Below are 15,942 nucleotides of genomic sequence, written 5' to 3' on the forward strand. Positions count from 1 at the left end.
GTGCGGGACGAGGACCGGCTGCTGGACGGGCGCTACCGCCTGGCCGGGCGGATCGGCGCGGGCGGCATGGGGGAGGTGTGGCGGGCCCATGACGAGCACCTGCACAGGCCGGTGGCCGTCAAGCTGGTCACCGCCCTCGGCCACGACCGCGATCCCACCGTGGCGGCCCGCTTCGTGCGGGAGGCGCGCGCCGCGGCCCGGTTGTCCAGCCCGTACATCGTCACGGTGTACGAGCTCGGCGCCGCGCGCACGGACGGCGGCGTGACGGTCCCGTACCTGGTGATGGAACTGGTCGACGGACGTCCGCTGGACCGGCTGATCCACGGCCCGGAGGGGCTGCCCGCGCTGGCCGACGTGGCCCGCTGGACCGGCCAGATGTGCCGGGCACTGAGCACCGCGCATTCGGCCGGGGTGGTCCACCGGGACGTGAAACCGGCGAACGTCCTGGTGACCGAGGGCGACACGAGCGACGCCGAGGACGGCTCCGTGAAGGTGCTGGACTTCGGTATCGCCCGATTCCTGGACGGCACCGGTGCGCCGACCGTGCTCACCGCCGCGGGGTCCCTCGTCGGGACGCCGGCCTACATGTCGCCGGAACAAGCGCGCGGGGACGTCCCTGTCGACGGGCGCGGCGACCTCTACTCGCTGGGCTGCGTGCTGCACGAACTGCTCACCGGGCGGCCGCCGTTCGAGGCGTCGGCCTGGCACGTGCTGCTCCGCCGGCACCTCGACGAACCGGCGCCGCCGCCGAGCCGGCTGCGGGCCGGACTCCCTCACGGGTGGGACGAGCTGGTCCTCGCGCTCCTCGCGAAGGACCCGGCCGACCGGCCGCGGACCGCGACGGAGGTCCGGGACCGGCTCGCCGCGCTGGCGGCCGGTCCGCCGCCCCCGCCGTCGCCCCGGCGCGGGGCATTTACGTCGCAGGCCGACGCGGAGGCCGAGACCCGCACGGCCCCGGAACCGTCGGCACCGGTGCCTTGGCCGCCCACGGCGCCGCCGTCGGTACCCGCCCCGGCTCCGGCGCCGCCCGCCGTGCCGCCGCCGGCACCGGAATCCGCACCTCGTCCGGTCCGGCCGGAGTCATCGGCGCCCGAGCTCGTACGGCCCCGGTCCGAACCGGCCCCGCCACCCGTGTTCGGGCCGCCCGCTTCCGCCGGACCCGGAGCGGGGCGGACGATGTCGGGGCCGGGTGGTTCGCCGGGGTTCGTGCCGCGCCGGCCGGACGAGGCGAGTGCGGGCCGTTCGCCGGCGGGCGGCGGCGCGGTCCCGTCGCAGCGCGAACCGCGGGCCGCGGACATCGTGCCCGCGGGACTCGGGGCGGCCGTCGCCCTGTTCGTGACGGTGGTCCTCCTGCCCTGGTGGGTGGCCGTCGTCGTCGCCGCGGTGGCCGTGACCGCCGGGGCGCGGGTCGCCGCCCGCAGGTGGGGACTGTTCCGGCCGGGCAAACACCAGTGACGCCCCGGGACCGGCGCCCTGTGACGCCCCGCATCTCCGGGCGCCGGGTGCGGGGGCCGACGGCCGGCGGGCGTCTCCGGTCGTGACCGCCGGTGCCGTGACCCGTCGCGGGGCGCGAGGCCCGCTCAGCGTTCCAGCAGCATCCGCTGGAATTCCCGGGCGGCCCGGGGCGGCGCCACGTCGCTGCGGTGGGCCAGGGCGATCGTCCGGTGCAGGCCGGGCCGGGCCAGCGGGGTCACGCGCAGGCCGCGCCCGGACCGGGTGGCCACCATGCGCGGTACGACGGCCACGCCCAGGCCCGCCCGGACGAAGCCGAGCACCGCGTCCATCTCGCCGCCCTCGACGGCGAAGTCCGGCTCGAAGCCCTCGGCGCGGCAGGCGCCCACGGTCAGCTCGCGCAGGTCGTAGCCGTGCCGGAACATCACCAGACGCTCGCCTTCGAGGTCGGAGATCCGCACCGTGCGGCCCCGGCCCGGCGCGGGCGCGTCCGGCGACGACACCACCACCAGGTCCTCCCGCAGCACCTCCACCGTGGTCAGGGCCGGGGAGGGCGTCGGCAGCGGGAGGACCACCAGCGCCAGGTCGAGGGCGCCGCGTGCCAGTTCCCGTACGAGATCGTGGGAGCCGCCCTCCTCGATCAGCAGCCGGACACCCGGATAGCGGTCGTGGAAGGCCCGCAGGACGTCCGGCAGCAGCCCGGTGCACAGGCTCGGAGTGGCCCCGAGACGCACCCGGCCGCCGCGCAGCTGCGCGAGTTCCTGCACCTCATGGCGGGCGGTGTCCGCGTCCGCGAGGATGCGGCGCGCGAGCGGCAGCAGGGCCTCCCCGGCGTCCGTGAGCGTGATGTTGCCGCGGGCCCGCTGGAACAGATCCGCGCCCAGCTCCCGCTCCAGCGCCTTGATCTGCTGGGACAGGGACGGCTGGGCGACATGGACGAGGTCGGCGGCCCGGGTGAAGTGGCGGGTCTCGGCGACCGCGACGAAGTACTGGAGCTGGTGGAACTGCACCCCACCACGATAGGCCATGCCTATGGAATCGAGCCGGACCATGTCTTGGACCGATCAGGGTCTGTGGCCCTAGCGTTCTGACACATGGCTCTGGCAACGCGGACGGACCGACGGCCGTCCATCGCACGCACCGTGTGGGACAGCTCCGTCGGGAAGAAGACGGTGATGGCCGTCAGCGGCCTGATCATGCTGCTCTACCTGGTCGCCCACATGATCGGCAACCTCAAGATCTTCTTCGGTGAGGGCGAGTTCGACCACTACGCGCACTGGCTGCGGACCGTCGGCGAGCCCTTCATGCACTACGAGTGGACGCTCTGGCTGATCCGTGTGGTCCTGGTGGCCGCCGTCGTCGCCCACGCCACCGCCGCGTACCAGCTGAGCCGCCGCGACCTCAGGGCGCGCCCGAGCAAGTACGTCCACAAGAAGCCGCGCGCCGGATATGCCACCCGCACGATGCGCTGGGGCGGGATCATCCTCGGCCTCTTCATCGTCTGGCACCTCCTCGACCTGACGACCGGCACCGTGCACGCGGGCGGCTTCCGGTCCGGGCACCCGTACCAGAACGTCGTCGACACCTTCTCGACCTGGTACGGCAACGCCGTCTACATCGTCGCGATGCTGGCGCTCGGCCTGCACGTCCGGCACGGCTTCTGGAGCGCCGCCCAGACCCTGGGTGCCGGAAGCCGCACCCGCGACCGTGCCCTGAAGGCCGCCGCCGACGTTCTGGCGCTGGTGCTGACGGCCGGTTTCGTCTCCGTACCCGTGGCCGTGATGACCGGAGTGGTGAGCTGACATGAACTCCTATGCCGCATACCGGACCGGTGATCCGGCCGTCGACCACAAGGCCCCGAACGGGCCGGTGAACGAACGCTGGGACACCCGCCGTTTCGAGGCCAGGCTGGTCAACCCCGCCAACCGCCGCAAGCACACCGTGATCGTCGTCGGTACCGGCCTCGCGGGCGGCTCCGCCGGCGCCACGCTCGCCGAACAGGGCTACCACGTCGTCCAGTTCTGCTACCAGGACTCGCCCCGCCGCGCCCACTCGATCGCCGCGCAGGGCGGCATCAACGCGGCGAAGAACTACCGCAACGACGGCGACTCCGTCCACCGGCTGTTCTACGACACCGTCAAGGGCGGTGACTTCCGGGCGCGCGAGTCCAACGTGCACCGCCTCGCCCAGATCTCCGTCGAGATCATCGACCAGTGCGTCGCCCAGGGCGTCCCCTTCGCCCGCGAGTACGGAGGCCTCCTCGACACGCGCTCCTTCGGCGGCGTCCAGGTCTCCCGCACCTTCTACGCCCGCGGCCAGACGGGCCAGCAGCTCCTGCTCGGCGCGTACCAGGCACTGTCCCGGCAGATCGCCGCGGGCAACATCGAGATGCACTCGCGCACCGAGATGCTCGACCTGATCGTGGTCGACGGGCGGGCCCGCGGCATCGTCGCCCGCGACCTGGTCACCGGCCGGATCGACACGTACTTCGCCGACGCCGTCGTCCTCGCCAGCGGCGGCTACGGCAACGTCTTCCACCTGTCGACGAACGCCATGAACTCCAACGCGACCGCGGTCTGGCGGGCGCACCGGCGCGGCGCCTGGTTCGCCAACCCCTGCTTCACCCAGATCCACCCCACCTGCATCCCGCGCACCGGCGAACACCAGTCCAAGCTCACGCTGATGAGCGAGTCGTTGCGCAACGACGGACGCATCTGGGTCCCGAGGGCCAAGGGCGACACGCGCCCGCCGAACGAGATCCCCGAGGACGAGCGCGACTACTACCTGGAGCGCATCTACCCCTCCTTCGGCAACCTCGTGCCCCGCGACATCGCCTCCCGCGCCGCGAAGAACGTCTGCGACGAGGGGCGCGGCGTCGGCCCCGGCGGCCAGGGCGTCTACCTGGACTTCGCCGACGCCATCCGGCGCATGGGCCGCGAGAAGGTCGAGGAGAAGTACGGCAACCTCTTCGACATGTACGCCAGGATCACGGCCGAGGACCCGTACACGGTGCCGATGCGGATCTATCCCGCCGTGCACTACACGATGGGCGGCCTGTGGGTCGACTACGACCTCCAGACCACCGTCCCCGGCCTGTTCGCGATCGGCGAGGCCAACTTCTCCGACCACGGCGCCAACCGGCTCGGCGCCTCCGCGCTGATGCAGGGTTTGGCGGACGGCTACTTCGTGCTGCCGTCCACGATCAACGACTACCTCGCGCGCAACCCGCACCACGAACCGGTCACCGACGAACACCCCGTCGTCCAGGAGGCGCTGGCGGAGACGGAGGACCGGCTCCGGCTGCTCCTCGCCGTCGACGGCGACCGCACCCCCGACTCCTTCCACCGCGAACTGGGGGAACTGATGTGGGAGTTCTGCGGCATGGCCCGCAGCGAGAGCGGCCTGCGCAAGGCACTGGAGCGCATCCCCCGGATCCGCGAGGAGTTCTGGCGCCGCATCAAGGTGCCCGGCACCGGCGAGGAGTTCAACCAGTCGCTGGAGAAGGCCAACCGCGTCGTCGACTACCTGGAGCTCGCCGAGCTCATGTGCCTCGACGCACTGCACCGGTCCGAATCCTGCGGCGGCCACTTCCGCGAGGAGTCCCAGACCCCGGACGGCGAGGCCGCCCGCAAGGACGACGCGTTCTCGTACGTGGCCGCCTGGGAGTTCACCGACACCGGCGAGGCGCCCGTCCTGCACAGGGAAGACCTCGTCTTCGAGTACGTCCACCCCACCCAGCGGAGCTACGCATGAAGCTCACCCTGCGCGTCTGGCGTCAGCGGAACGCCGACGCCGACGGAGCGATGTCCACGTACGAGGTGGACGGCATCTCGGCCGACACGTCCTTCCTCGAGATGCTCGACACCCTCAACGAACAGCTCATCCTCGACGGCGACGACCCCGTCGCCTTCGACCACGACTGCCGCGAGGGCATCTGCGGCGCCTGCTCGCTCGTCATCAACGGCGACGCGCACGGCCCCGAGCGAACCACCTCCTGCCAGCTCCACATGCGGTCCTTCCGGGACGGCGACACGATCGACGTCGAACCGTGGCGCGCCTCGGCCTTCCCGGTGGTGAAGGACCTCGTCGTGGACCGGTCCGCGTTCGACCGGATCATCCAGGCCGGCGGCTACATCACCGCCCCGACCGGCGCCGCGCCCGAGGCGCACGCGACGCCCGTGCCGAAGCCCGACGCCGACTTCGCCTTCGAGCACGCGGAGTGCATCGGCTGCGGCGCCTGCGTGGCGGCCTGCCCGAACGGCGCGGCGATGCTGTTCACCTCGGCCAAGGTCAACCACCTCAACGTCCTGCCCCAGGGCGCCCCCGAGCGGGAGACCCGCGTCCTCGACATGGTGGCGCAGATGGACGACGAGGGCTTCGGCGGCTGCACCCTCGCCGGCGAGTGCGCCACCGCCTGCCCGAAGGGCATCCCGCTGGTCTCCATCACCGGCATGAACAAGGAGTGGCTGCGCGCGACCCGCAGGGCGGGCAGGCGGTAGCACGCTCTTCACACGACGTTCGCCGGCAGGGTGCGGACGGGCGGGACCGGGAGTGGTGCTCATCCCCGGTCCCGTCTCGCTTTTCCGGCACCCGTCGGCCGGCCCCGCACGGGCGCCCCCTGGCATTCAGCATCCCCACATCCCGGCTCCCGGCACAGGTCACGCGCACGCCAATCGGCATCGGAAGAACAGGAGCGCACAGACCGCACCGATCGGGTCTGCCGCGCCCCGCCGAACCGGCCCGTGACCAGGAGAGTGCCATGACCGGCGTTTCCACCCTCGACAGCCCTCCGCAGCCGACGTCCCCCGCCCGCTACACCGTCACCCTCGCCCGCGACGCATCCGACGTCCGGGCCGCACAGCGACTGCGTCACGACGTCTTCGCCGGGGAGATGGGCGCACTGCTGGCCTCTCCGCAGCCGGGCCTCGACGCGGACCCCTTCGACGCCCACTGCGACCACCTGCTGGTACGCGACACGGCCGGCGGACAGGTCGTCGGCACCTACCGGCTGCTTCCCCCGGAACGGGCGGCGATCGCCGGACGCCTGTACTCGGAGGGCGAGTTCGACCTCGGAGCGCTGGCGGCGATCCGCCCCGGGCTCGTCGAGGTCGGCCGCTCCTGCGTGCACCCCGACCACCGCGACGGCACGGTCATCGGACTCATCTGGGCGGGCATCGCCCGCTACATGGTGCGCAGCGGCCACGAATGGCTCGCCGGCTGCTGCTCCCTGCCCCTCGATGACGGCGGCGCGCTCGCCGCGAACACCTGGGACCGGGTCAGGAGCAAGCACCTGGCACCCGAGGAGTACCGCGTACGGCCGCTGCTGCCGTGGTCGCCGGACACCGGCCGCACGCCGTCGTCACCGGCCGCGCGCCGGGAACTGCCCCCGCTGCTGCGCGGATACCTCCGCCTCGGTGCCTGGGTGTGCGGAGAGCCCGCGCACGACCCGGGCTTCGGCGTCGCCGACCTGTACGTGCTGCTGTCGATGCGCCGGATCGACCCGCGCTACCTGCGGCACTTCCTCTCCCTGGTACCGGCGTGACACGGCTTCCGCGGGCGCCGCACCCGCCGTCCCACGGCCCGGCGGCGCCCGCGGCGGCCGGGGCCTGGCTGCCCAGCGCGCCCTGTACCCCGCCGGTCTGCGTGCAGGGCACGGCCGGGGCGTCGGCCGTGCCGCGCGCCGCGCTGCGGCTGGTGGCGGTCCTGGCGCTGACCGCCGCGGGAGTCGTACTGGTCCCCGTCGCCGCCCGGATCCCCGCGGGGCCCCGGGACCCGCTGATCCGGAGCTGGTGCCGGGCGGTCGTACGGGCCTCGGGCGTGCGCGTGCGCCTCACCGGCGGGGCCGCCCCGGCCGGCGGGCTGCTCCTCGCCGCGAACCACATCTCCTGGCTCGACATCCCCCTCCTCGCCGCCGTCCGGCCCTCCCGCATGCTCGCCAAGTCCGAGGTCCGGCGGTGGCCCGTCGCGGGCGGGCTCGCGGCGCGCGCCGGCTCCCTGTTCATCGAACGCGACCGGCTGCGGGCGCTGCCCGGGACGGTCGCGCGGATCGCGCAGGCCCTGCGCGCGGGCGCAGCGGTCGTGGTCTTCCCCGAGGGCAGCACCTGGTGCGGGCGCGCCCAGGGCCGCTTCCGGCCGGCCGTCTTCCAGGCCGCGCTCGACGCCGGTGTCCCCGTCCAGCCGGTGCGCGTCCGCTACCGGCTCGCCGGGGGAGCGGCCAGCACGGCGCCCGCCTTCGTCGGTGACGACACGCTGCTCGCGTCGCTGTGGCGGGTCGTGTCGGCACGCGGCCTGGTGGCGGAGGTGGAGGTACGGGCCGCGCTGGCCACGGGCGCCCACCCCGACCGGCGCGCACTGGCCGCCGCGGCCCAGCGGGCGGTGGCGGGAGCGTCCGCCGTGGCAGCCCCGCAGGGGGTGACCGTGCGGCCGGGGTCGCCCGACGCCGCACCGGCCGGCGGCCGTCCCTCCGCCGCCGGGCCGGCAGGGCCCGGGCCGCGGCCCCCGGGGCGCCGGGGCGGCCCGGCCCGTGCCCGGCACCTCGGCCGGGATTGACCTCGACGCGGGACGCCCGGCCGAACCACCGGCATCCGGGTGTTTGCTACGGCGAGGCCGGTCCCGTCGACGCTGTGCGGGACAGGAACGCTTCGAGGTGGCGGGCCGTGCGGCTCTCCCGTACCGCCGCGACCCGCGCCGGAGGCCCCGCCGCGACAATCCGTCCGCCCGCGTCGCCGCCGCCGGGCCCGAGGTCGATCACCCAGTCCGCGCCCGCCACCACCGCCATGTCGTGCTCGACGACCACGACGGTGTGGCCCGCGTCGACCAGCCCGTGCAGTTGGCGCATCAGGACCTCCACGTCGGCCGGGTGCAGACCCGTCGTCGGCTCGTCGAGGACGTAGAGCGTGGCACCCCGCCGCACCCGCTGCAACTCGCTCGCCAGCTTGATGCGTTGGGCCTCGCCGCCGGACAGCTCCGTCGCGGGCTGGCCGAGCCGCAGATAGCCGAGGCCCACGTCGAGGAGGGTGGAGAGGCTGCGGGCGACGGCGGGAGTGTCCGCGAAGAATCCGGCGGCGGCCTCCACCGTGAGGTCGAGCACCTGGGCGATGTTCCGGCCGCGGTACGTCACCTCGAGCGTCTCGGGGTTGTAGCGGGCCCCGCCGCAGTCCGGACACGGGGCGTACGTGCTCGGCAGGAAGAGCAGCTCGACGCTGACGAACCCCTCGCCCTGGCAGGTCTCGCAGCGCCCGCCCGCGACGTTGAAGGAGAAACGCCCCACACCGTAGCGGCGCCGCTTCGCCTCGTCCGTCGCGGCGAACACCTTGCGGACGACGTCGAACAGGCCCGTGTAGGTGGCCAGGTTGGAGCGGGGCGTCCGCCCGATGGGCTTCTGGTCGACGCTCACCAGCCGCTCCACGCCCGGCGGTTCCCGCGTCACCTCGCCGATCAGGGTGGACTTCCCGGAGCCGGAGACCCCGGTGACCGCCGTGAACACCCCGAGCGGGAACTCGGCGGTGACGCCGCGCAGGTTGTGCCGACTGACCGGGCCGACCTCGAGGTGGCCGCGCGCGGGACGCACGTCCCGGACCGGCACGGGGGAGCGGTCGAAGAGGTGCTGTGCGGTCGCCGACTCCGCAACCTTTGCCAGCCCGGCCACCGGGCCGCTGTGCAGGATCCGCCCACCGTGCTCACCGGCGTGCGGGCCGACGTCGACCAGCCAGTCCGCGCCGCGCACGACATCGAGGTGGTGCTCCACGACGAACACCGAGTTGCCCGCCGCCTTCAGCCGGTCCAGGATCGTGAGCAGGGCCTCCGTGTCCGCAGGGTGCAGTCCCGCGGACGGCTCGTCCAGGACGTAGACGACCCCGAAGAGTCCGGAGCGCAACTGCGTGGCCAGGCGCAGACGTTGCAGCTCGCCCGCGGACAGGGTCGGGGTCGCGCGGTCCAGGCTCAGATAGCCGAGGCCCAGTTCGACGACGGGGGCGATGCGCGCCCGCAGGTCGTCAATGAGGACACGGGCCGTCTCCCCGCGCGGCTCCAGCGCCTCGGCCAGCCCGGCCAGCGGCAGCGCCGCCAGTTCGGCGATCGTGCGGCCCGCGAACGTCACGGCCAGCGCCTCCGGCCGCAGCCGCCGGCCACCGCAGACCGGACACGGCGCGCTCTCCAGGAACCGCTCGGCCCTGGCCCGCAGCGTCGCGCTCCGCGAGTCCGAGAACGCCTTCATGACATAGCGCCGGGCGCTCATGTACGTGCCCCGGTAGGGGCGTTGGATGCGGTCGGCGTCGCGCACCGGATGCACGGTGACGACCGGCTGCTCGTCCGTGAACAGGATCCACTCCCGCTGCCCGGCGGGCAGTTCGCGCCAGGGCCGGTCCACGTCGTACCCGAGCGCGTCGAGGACGTCGCGCAGGTTCTTGCCCTGCCAGGCCCCCGGCCACGCGGCGATCGCGCCCTCGCGGATCGACAGCGACGGGTCCGGGACCAGTGACTCCTCACTCGTCCGGTGCACGCGGCCGAGTCCGTGGCACTCCGGGCAGGCCCCGGCCGCCGTGTTCGGCGAGAACGCGTCCGAGTCCAGCCGCGCCGCGCCGGCCGGGTAGTCACCGGCGCGCGAGAACAGCATCCGCAGCGAGTTGGAGAGGTTGGTGACCGTGCCGACCGAGGACCGTGAACCGGGCGCCGAGCGCCGCTGCTGCAGGGACACCGCCGGCGGCAGACCGGTGATCTCCCCGACCTTCGGCGCCCCGATCTGATGGATCAGCCGGCGTGCGTACGGGGCGACCGACTCGAAGTACCTCCGCTGGGCCTCCGCGTAGATCGTCCCGAAGGCGAGCGAGGACTTCCCGGATCCCGAGACTCCCGTGAACACCACCAGAGCGTCGCGCGGGATGTCGACGTCGACGCCCCGGAGGTTGTGCTCGCGGGCGCCGCGCACACGGACGTACGGGTCGTGGGGGCTGTGCATGGCCGGGCTCCCGGGTGCGGGGGACAAAACCCCACGATCCTAGGCCGTCGCCGGCCCGGCGACCCGCGCCAGCCTGCGGTACGAGTCCAGCAACGCGTCGCGGTCGTACGTACTGGTCGTGACGAGCACTTCCTGCGCGCCCGTCTCCTTGACCAGGGTCTCCAGCTCGTGGGCGACCTGGTCCTCGGTGCCGGCGAGGTGACCGGCGAGCCCGGACTCGTAGAACTCGCGCTCCCTGGCGCTCATGTCCATTGCCTCCACGCGCTCGGCGGAAGGAAGGGGCGGGAACGTGCCGTGGGTGCGGGAGTACGCCATCGACCAGGCCTCCGGGACCAGGATGCGGCGCGCGTCCTCCGGGGTGCCGGCGACCGCGATGGTGCCGGACACGACGACGTACGGCTCCCGCGCCCAGGGGGACGGCCGGAACGTCTCGCGGTAGTGGTCGATGCCGCGCCGCATCCGTTCGCGGTCCCGGAGGTCGCCGATGACCAGGGGAAGCCCGGCCCGCGCGGCGGTCGTGGCACCCTCGCCGAGGGCCAGCACGAAGGGCGGCACCGTCAGACCCTCCGCCGGACGCGCGTGCACCCCCGTCGGGGACGTGCCCCGGAACCACCCCAGCAGCTCGTCGAGCTGGGCCGCGAAGTCCTGCGCGTCGTCCTTGTCCCGGCCCAGCGCCCTGCGTACGCCGTCCGTGAAGCCGACGGAGCGGCCGAGCCCCATGTCGATCCGGCCGGGGAAGAGGGACTCCAGCACTCCGAACTGCTCGGCCACCACCAGTGGCCGGTGGTTCGGGAGCATGACGCCGCCGGTGCCCACCCGGATGCGGCGGGTGGCCGCCGCGACCGCCGCCGCGAGCACCGTCGGGGCCGAACCGGCGATCCCGGGGACACCGTGGTGCTCCGAGACCCAGATCCGGTGGTACCCGAGCTTCTCCAGCTCGCGCGCCAGCCGCACGGTGTCCCGCAGCGCCTGCGCCCCGTCGTGGCCCTCCCGGGTGCGGGAGCGGTCGAGTACGGACAATCGTGTGGCTGCCACGCGGGATCCCTTCCCGATGCGCCGGTCCCCGGAGCCGGCACGGGCGTCCCGGACCGGTCCGTTGGTTCGGCTGTGCCGCCGTTGGTCGCCGGGTACAACAACGCCGGTGCCCCGCGACTTCCAGGACGATGCGAACCCGGATGAGCAGGTGCGTGCCGGGCGGCGTACTGAACAGGTGCGCCCCGGGCGGCGTACTGAAGGGGAGGGGCCTCGGTCCATGCCCCACGCAGCCCTGCACGCCGGAGGTACCTCACCCGTGACGACCATCAAGGAAGCCCCGACGCGGGCCGCGCGGCGGGACGCGGACGATCCGCGGGGCTGGCAGTTCAGCTCGCCCCTCGTGCTCACCATGCTGCTGCTCGTCCTGGTCGCGTTCCAGGGGCCGGTGCGCCGGGCGCTGTCCGTGCCGGTGATGCAGAGCTGGATGACCGTCTTCGTCGCGGTGGTCGTGCAGGCGCTGCCCTTCCTCGTCCTCGGCGTCCTGCTGTCGGCTGCCATCGCCGTGTTCGTCCCGGCGTCGTTCTTCGCCCGGGCCCTGCCCGCCCGGCCGGCCCTCGCGGTGCCGGTCGCGGGGCTGGCCGGTGCCGTCCTGCCCGGCTGCGAGTGCGCGTCCGTACCGGTGGCCGGGGCGCTGGTGCGCCGCGGTGTCACCCCGGCGGCGGCGCTGGCGTTCCTGCTGTCCGCCCCGGCGATCAACCCGATCGTCCTGACGGCCACCGCGGTCGCGTTCCCGCGCGAACCGCGGATGGTCCTCGCGCGCTTCGTGGCGAGCCTGCTGGTGGCCTGCGTGATGGGCTGGCTGTGGCAACGGCTGGGGCGCGCCGACTGGCTGCGTCCGCCCGCCCGTCCCTCCTTCGAGGGCCTCGGCAGGGGAGCGGCGTTCTGGGGGTCCGTGCGGCACGACGTGGTGCACGCGGGCGGTTTCCTCGTCGTCGGGGCGATGGCCGCGGCGACCCTGAAGGCCGTGGTGCCGGCGGACTGGCTGCACACCGCGGCCGGCAACCCCGTGGTCGCGGTCCTGGCCCTGGCGGTCCTCGCCGTGCTGCTGTCCATCTGCTCCGAGGCGGACGCGTTCGTGGCGGCGTCCCTGTCCCCGTTCCCGCTCACCGCGCGGCTCGCGTTCCTCGTCGTCGGACCCATGATCGACCTGAAGCTGTTCGCCATGCAGACGGCCACCTTCGGGCGCGGGTTCGCCCTCCGGTTCGCCCCCGCGACCTTCACCCTGGCCGTCCTGATGTCGGCCCTCGTCGGGTCGGTGCTCCTGTGAACCGGCAGGCACAGGCGGCCGTGCTATTCCTCACCGGCGCCGCGGTGCTGCACGCCGCGTTCACCGACCTCTATCTGCGCTACGTCAAGGCCGGTCTGCGCCCGCTGCTGATCGCGGCCGGGATCGTCCTGATCGCCACCGCCGCCGCCACCGTCCGGTACGAACTGCGGCGACCGCCGGCCGAGCGCGCGGAAGCGGGAGACGGACACGCTGAGGCAGGAGACGGACACGCTGAGGCGGGGGACGGGCACGGTCACGCCCACCGGGAGCCGCGGATCGCCTGGCTGCTCGTCCTGCCGCTGCTCGCGCTCATCCTGGTCGCCCCGCCCGCACTCGGGTCCTACAGCGCCATGCACACCGGTACGGCCCTGCAGGCGCCGTTCGGCTACCCCGAACTGCCCGCCGGCGACCCGCTGAGGCTCAGCGTCGTCGACTACGCCGGCCGCGCGGCCTACGGCCACGGGCGCTCGCTGGACGGGCGGCGGGTCGAGATCACCGGGTTCGTGGCGCTCGACCGCGGCGGCACGCCCTATCTGGTCCGCATGGCCCTCAACTGCTGTGCCGCGGACGCCCAGCCGGTCAAGGTCGGCCTGACGGGACGGATTCCGCCCGTCCTGCAGCCCGACACGTGGCTGGACGTCGTCGGCACCTACACCGGACGGCGGGCCGAGGACCCCGTCAACGGCGGTGTGATCCCGTTCATCGAGGTCGAACTGGCCAAGCCCGTCCCGACGCCGCACGACCCGTACGACGAGAGCTGGAACAGCTGACACCCCGTTCGAGCGGCCGTGCTCCTCATAAGGTGGTCGGCGTGACGACGAACAGCAGGCCACTGGCCGTATTCGACCTCGACGGCACCCTCGCCGACACCGCGCACCGGCAGCGGTTCCTGGAGCGCAGGCCGCGGGACTGGGACGCGTTCTTCGCGGCGGCGCCGCACGACCCGCCGCTGGCCGAAGGCGTCGCGCTGGCGCTGGAGAGCGCCGAGGAGTGCGAGGTCGTCTACCTCACCGGCCGTCCCGAGCGCTGCCGCCGCGACACCGTCGCCTGGCTCGCCGCCCAGGGCCTGCCCGAGGGGACCCTGCGGATGCGCGGCGACAACGACCGCAGGCCCGCCCGCCGCACCAAGCTGGAGACCCTCCGCCGGCTGGCCCGAGGCCGCGAGATCCGGGTGCTCGTGGACGACGACGAACTCGTCTGCGAGGACGCCGAACGGGCCGGGTTCACCGTCGTACGGGCCCGCTGGGCGGCCACGTCGGCGGCGCTGAAGGTGGCACAGGAACGGGAGGGGCGGACCTGACCGGGCCGTCTCCCTCCCGCACGGGACGTCGCGTCGGCGAGGAGGCCGTCAGTCGCCGTCCTCCAGGCGGAAGCCGACCTTGAGGCCGACCTGGTAGTGCTCGATCTGGCCGTTCTCGATCTGCCCCCTGACCTGCGTCACCTCGAACCAGTCGAGGTTGCGCAGGGTCTGCGAGGCCCGGGCGATCCCGTTGCGGACGGCCTGGTCGATGCCCTCCGTGGAGGTGCCGACGATCTCGGTGACCCGATAGGTGTGGTTGGACATGCGGGTGCTCCTCTCCGCCGTGGCGCCTGTGCCACGCGTCACTCCACGGTGCCCCAGAGCGCGGCCGTGCGCGAGATGTCGGACACCCGTGGGAAGCCGCCCGCCGTTCCCGGGCCGCCCGCTTCCTCGCCGGCGCCCGCGCCGGGCGGTCCCGGTGACGGCCTCGACGACCGGAGCCGCCGTCCGTGGCCTTCTCACCCGCTCCCGAGCGGCTGTGGACGGCTCAGCCCTTGACGGTTCTATTGGTCCATACCAAAATCCAGCACACCCGTGCGAGCGACCCCGCTCGTCCCCCCATGTCGGGCTCCCTTCCCCTGTCCGCAAGACAGAACAGGACCCCTCGTGAAGCGTCGCCCCGCACTCCTCGCCGCCGCCCTCGTGTCCGCCTTGCTGCTGAGCGGGTGCGGAACCACCGCGGAGGGAGGCGGCGCGCGGCGGACCGTGACGGTGTGGCTGATGAAGGACAGCGCGTCCAGGGAGTTCCTGGCCCGGTTCACTGACGACTTCGAGCGCACGCACAGCGATATCGAACTCGACATCCGGATCCAGGAGTGGACCGGGATCGGCGACAAGGTGCAGGCCGCGCTGAGGAAGCGCGGGCAGGACGGCCCCGACGTGATCGAGGTCGGCAACACGCAGGTCGCGCAGTACGTCGCCGGGGACGGACTGCTCGACCTGACCCTGGAGTCGATGCGCGACTGGGGCATGGACGACTGGCTGCCCGGTCTCGCCGAACCGGGCCGGCACATCTCCCGCCAGTACGGCATCCCGTGGTACGCCGCCAACCGCGTCGTGATCTACCGCAAGGACCTCTTCGCGCGGGCCGGGATCAGCAAGCCCCCGAAGACGCGCGACCAGTGGCTCGAAGACACCCGCGAGCTCAACGCCGGGGGCACGCAGGGCATCTACCTGGCCGGGCAGGACTGGTACACCCTCGCCGGATTCGTCTGGGACGAGGGCGGCGAGCTGGCCGAGGAGACCGACGGGACCTGGAAGGGAGCCCTGCGGACGCCGGCCGCGCTGCGCGGGATGGACTTCTACCGGCGTCTCCAGGCCCTCGGCCAGGGCCCCGTCGACTCCGACGAGGAACACCCCCCGCAGGCCGGGGTGTTCGCCAAGGGGCGGATCGCGCAGATCGTGGCCGTGCCCGGCCTCGCCCAGGCCGTGGTGCGGGCGAACCCCGAACTGAAGGGCCGGCTCGGCTACTTCCCGGTGCCCGGCCGGACGGCGGCCGCGCCCGGGGCCGTGTTCACCGGCGGCTCCGACCTCGTGGTGCCGAAGAACACCGACGACCGCCCCGGAGCCACCGCCGTCATCGCCGCGCTGGCCGGCGCGAAATGGCAGAAGGAGCTGGCCCGGACGATGGACTACGTGCCCAACAAGACGAACCTGGCGGGCGCGGTGGCGGGCGAGGAGGGGGTCGCGGCCATGGCGGCGGGCGCCGCACAGGGCCGGGCGACCCCTCCCTCACCCGAATGGGCCGCCGTCGAGGCGGACAACCCGATCAAGGACTACATGACGAAGGTCCTCACCGGATCCGACCCCGCGGCAGAGGCCACCCGCGCCTCACGCCGGATCACCGAGACACTGGCGGCCGGCGGGGGGTGACCCGCGCCGGCCCGCGGAGAAAGGCACCACCTCGAAAGGTCCCGGCCCTGCCGAGGTCCC

General features: G+C 73.6%; 14 protein-coding genes. 10 read left to right on the forward strand and 4 right to left on the reverse strand.

The genetic code is table 11. From position 1 onward, the window contains the following. Positions 1 to 1,455, forward strand: a complete 1,455-nt coding sequence (locus AC0ZLC_RS16505; RefSeq protein ID WP_476752709.1) for a serine/threonine-protein kinase — start codon at positions 1 to 3, stop codon at positions 1,453 to 1,455. Between the two features lie 125 nt (positions 1,456 to 1,580). Here the strand turns inward: AC0ZLC_RS16505 and AC0ZLC_RS16510 are convergent, their stop codons facing one another. Next, positions 1,581 to 2,462: a LysR family transcriptional regulator gene (locus AC0ZLC_RS16510; RefSeq protein ID WP_476752889.1), complete on the reverse strand. Its 882-nt coding sequence runs from the start codon at positions 2,460 to 2,462 to the stop codon at positions 1,581 to 1,583. A gap of 120 nt (positions 2,463 to 2,582) precedes the next feature. Here AC0ZLC_RS16510 and AC0ZLC_RS16515 point away from each other — a divergent pair, with 120 nt between their 5' ends. From AC0ZLC_RS16515 to AC0ZLC_RS16535, 5 genes are all read left to right on the forward strand, one after another. Then, positions 2,583 to 3,254: a succinate dehydrogenase gene (locus tag AC0ZLC_RS16515; protein ID WP_476752890.1), complete on the forward strand. Its 672-nt coding sequence runs from the start codon at positions 2,583 to 2,585 to the stop codon at positions 3,252 to 3,254. Between the two features lies 1 nt (position 3,255). Continuing rightward, entirely contained in the window at positions 3,256 to 5,205 is a 1,950-nt protein-coding gene (locus AC0ZLC_RS16520) for a fumarate reductase/succinate dehydrogenase flavoprotein subunit (RefSeq protein WP_476752710.1), read from the forward strand. After that, positions 5,202 to 5,951 carry a succinate dehydrogenase/fumarate reductase iron-sulfur subunit gene (locus AC0ZLC_RS16525; protein WP_476752711.1) on the forward strand — a complete coding sequence of 250 codons (750 nt, stop codon included), beginning with the start codon at positions 5,202 to 5,204 and terminating at the stop codon, positions 5,949 to 5,951. The genes AC0ZLC_RS16520 and AC0ZLC_RS16525 overlap by 4 nt, the downstream gene beginning before the upstream one ends. 260 nt (positions 5,952 to 6,211) lie before the next feature. Then, positions 6,212 to 6,994 carry a GNAT family N-acetyltransferase gene (locus AC0ZLC_RS16530; protein ID WP_476752712.1) on the forward strand — a complete coding sequence of 261 codons (783 nt, stop codon included), beginning with the start codon at positions 6,212 to 6,214 and terminating at the stop codon, positions 6,992 to 6,994. A 68-nt stretch (positions 6,995 to 7,062) separates the two neighbouring features. Further along, positions 7,063 to 8,001, forward strand: a complete 939-nt coding sequence (locus AC0ZLC_RS16535; RefSeq protein ID WP_476752891.1) for a lysophospholipid acyltransferase family protein — start codon at positions 7,063 to 7,065, stop codon at positions 7,999 to 8,001. A gap of 46 nt (positions 8,002 to 8,047) precedes the next feature. Here AC0ZLC_RS16535 and AC0ZLC_RS16540 read toward each other — a convergent pair whose 3' ends face one another. Continuing rightward, positions 8,048 to 10,408: an ATP-binding cassette domain-containing protein gene (locus AC0ZLC_RS16540; RefSeq protein WP_476752713.1), complete on the reverse strand. Its 2,361-nt coding sequence runs from the start codon at positions 10,406 to 10,408 to the stop codon at positions 8,048 to 8,050. Between the two features lie 39 nt (positions 10,409 to 10,447). Then, the gene (locus AC0ZLC_RS16545; protein WP_476752714.1) at positions 10,448 to 11,443 is read right to left on the reverse strand and encodes an LLM class flavin-dependent oxidoreductase; all 996 of its coding nucleotides are present in this window, start codon (positions 11,441 to 11,443) and stop codon (positions 10,448 to 10,450) included. 256 nt (positions 11,444 to 11,699) lie between these two features. Between AC0ZLC_RS16545 and AC0ZLC_RS16550 the strand changes: the two genes are divergently transcribed. Genes AC0ZLC_RS16550 through AC0ZLC_RS16560 form a run of 3 tightly spaced genes read left to right on the forward strand, consistent with a single transcriptional unit; the run spans position 11,700 to position 14,010 of the window. Then, positions 11,700 to 12,710 (forward strand): permease, encoded by a 1,011-nt coding sequence (locus AC0ZLC_RS16550; RefSeq protein ID WP_476752715.1) that lies wholly within the window; start codon positions 11,700 to 11,702, stop codon positions 12,708 to 12,710. Further along, entirely contained in the window at positions 12,707 to 13,480 is a 774-nt protein-coding gene (locus AC0ZLC_RS16555; protein WP_476752716.1) for a TIGR03943 family putative permease subunit, read from the forward strand. The genes AC0ZLC_RS16550 and AC0ZLC_RS16555 overlap by 4 nt, the downstream gene beginning before the upstream one ends. A 41-nt stretch (positions 13,481 to 13,521) precedes the next feature. Continuing rightward, positions 13,522 to 14,010, forward strand: coding sequence for a phosphatase domain-containing protein (locus AC0ZLC_RS16560; protein ID WP_476752717.1), 489 nt, complete (start codon positions 13,522 to 13,524; stop codon positions 14,008 to 14,010). Between the two features lie 48 nt (positions 14,011 to 14,058). Here the strand turns inward: AC0ZLC_RS16560 and AC0ZLC_RS16565 are convergent, their stop codons facing one another. Beyond that, the gene (locus tag AC0ZLC_RS16565) at positions 14,059 to 14,274 is read right to left on the reverse strand and encodes a dodecin (RefSeq protein ID WP_358850678.1); all 216 of its coding nucleotides are present in this window, start codon (positions 14,272 to 14,274) and stop codon (positions 14,059 to 14,061) included. A 342-nt stretch (positions 14,275 to 14,616) separates the two neighbouring features. On the opposite strand from AC0ZLC_RS16565, the gene AC0ZLC_RS16570 reads away from it, so the two are divergent. Next, positions 14,617 to 15,882: an extracellular solute-binding protein gene (locus AC0ZLC_RS16570; protein WP_476752718.1), complete on the forward strand. Its 1,266-nt coding sequence runs from the start codon at positions 14,617 to 14,619 to the stop codon at positions 15,880 to 15,882. Positions 15,883 to 15,942: the final 60 nt, after the last annotated feature.

Source organism: Streptomyces sp. GLSS-08 (assembly GCF_056387915.1).

What these genes read in the sequence shown, in the direction of transcription:
- AC0ZLC_RS16520 (WP_476752710.1), top strand. Translation starts at nt 3,256, where the DNA reads ATGAACTCCTATGCCGCATACCGGACCGGTGATCCGGCCGTCGACCAC.
- AC0ZLC_RS16525 (WP_476752711.1), top strand. Translation starts at nt 5,202, where the DNA reads ATGAAGCTCACCCTGCGCGTCTGGCGTCAGCGGAACGCCGACGCCGAC.
- AC0ZLC_RS16530 (WP_476752712.1), top strand. Translation starts at nt 6,212, where the DNA reads ATGACCGGCGTTTCCACCCTCGACAGCCCTCCGCAGCCGACGTCCCCC.
- AC0ZLC_RS16540 (WP_476752713.1), bottom strand. Translation starts at nt 10,408, where the DNA reads ATGCACAGCCCCCACGACCCGTACGTCCGTGTGCGCGGCGCCCGCGAG.
- AC0ZLC_RS16565 (WP_358850678.1), bottom strand. Translation starts at nt 14,274, where the DNA reads ATGTCCAACCACACCTATCGGGTCACCGAGATCGTCGGCACCTCCACG.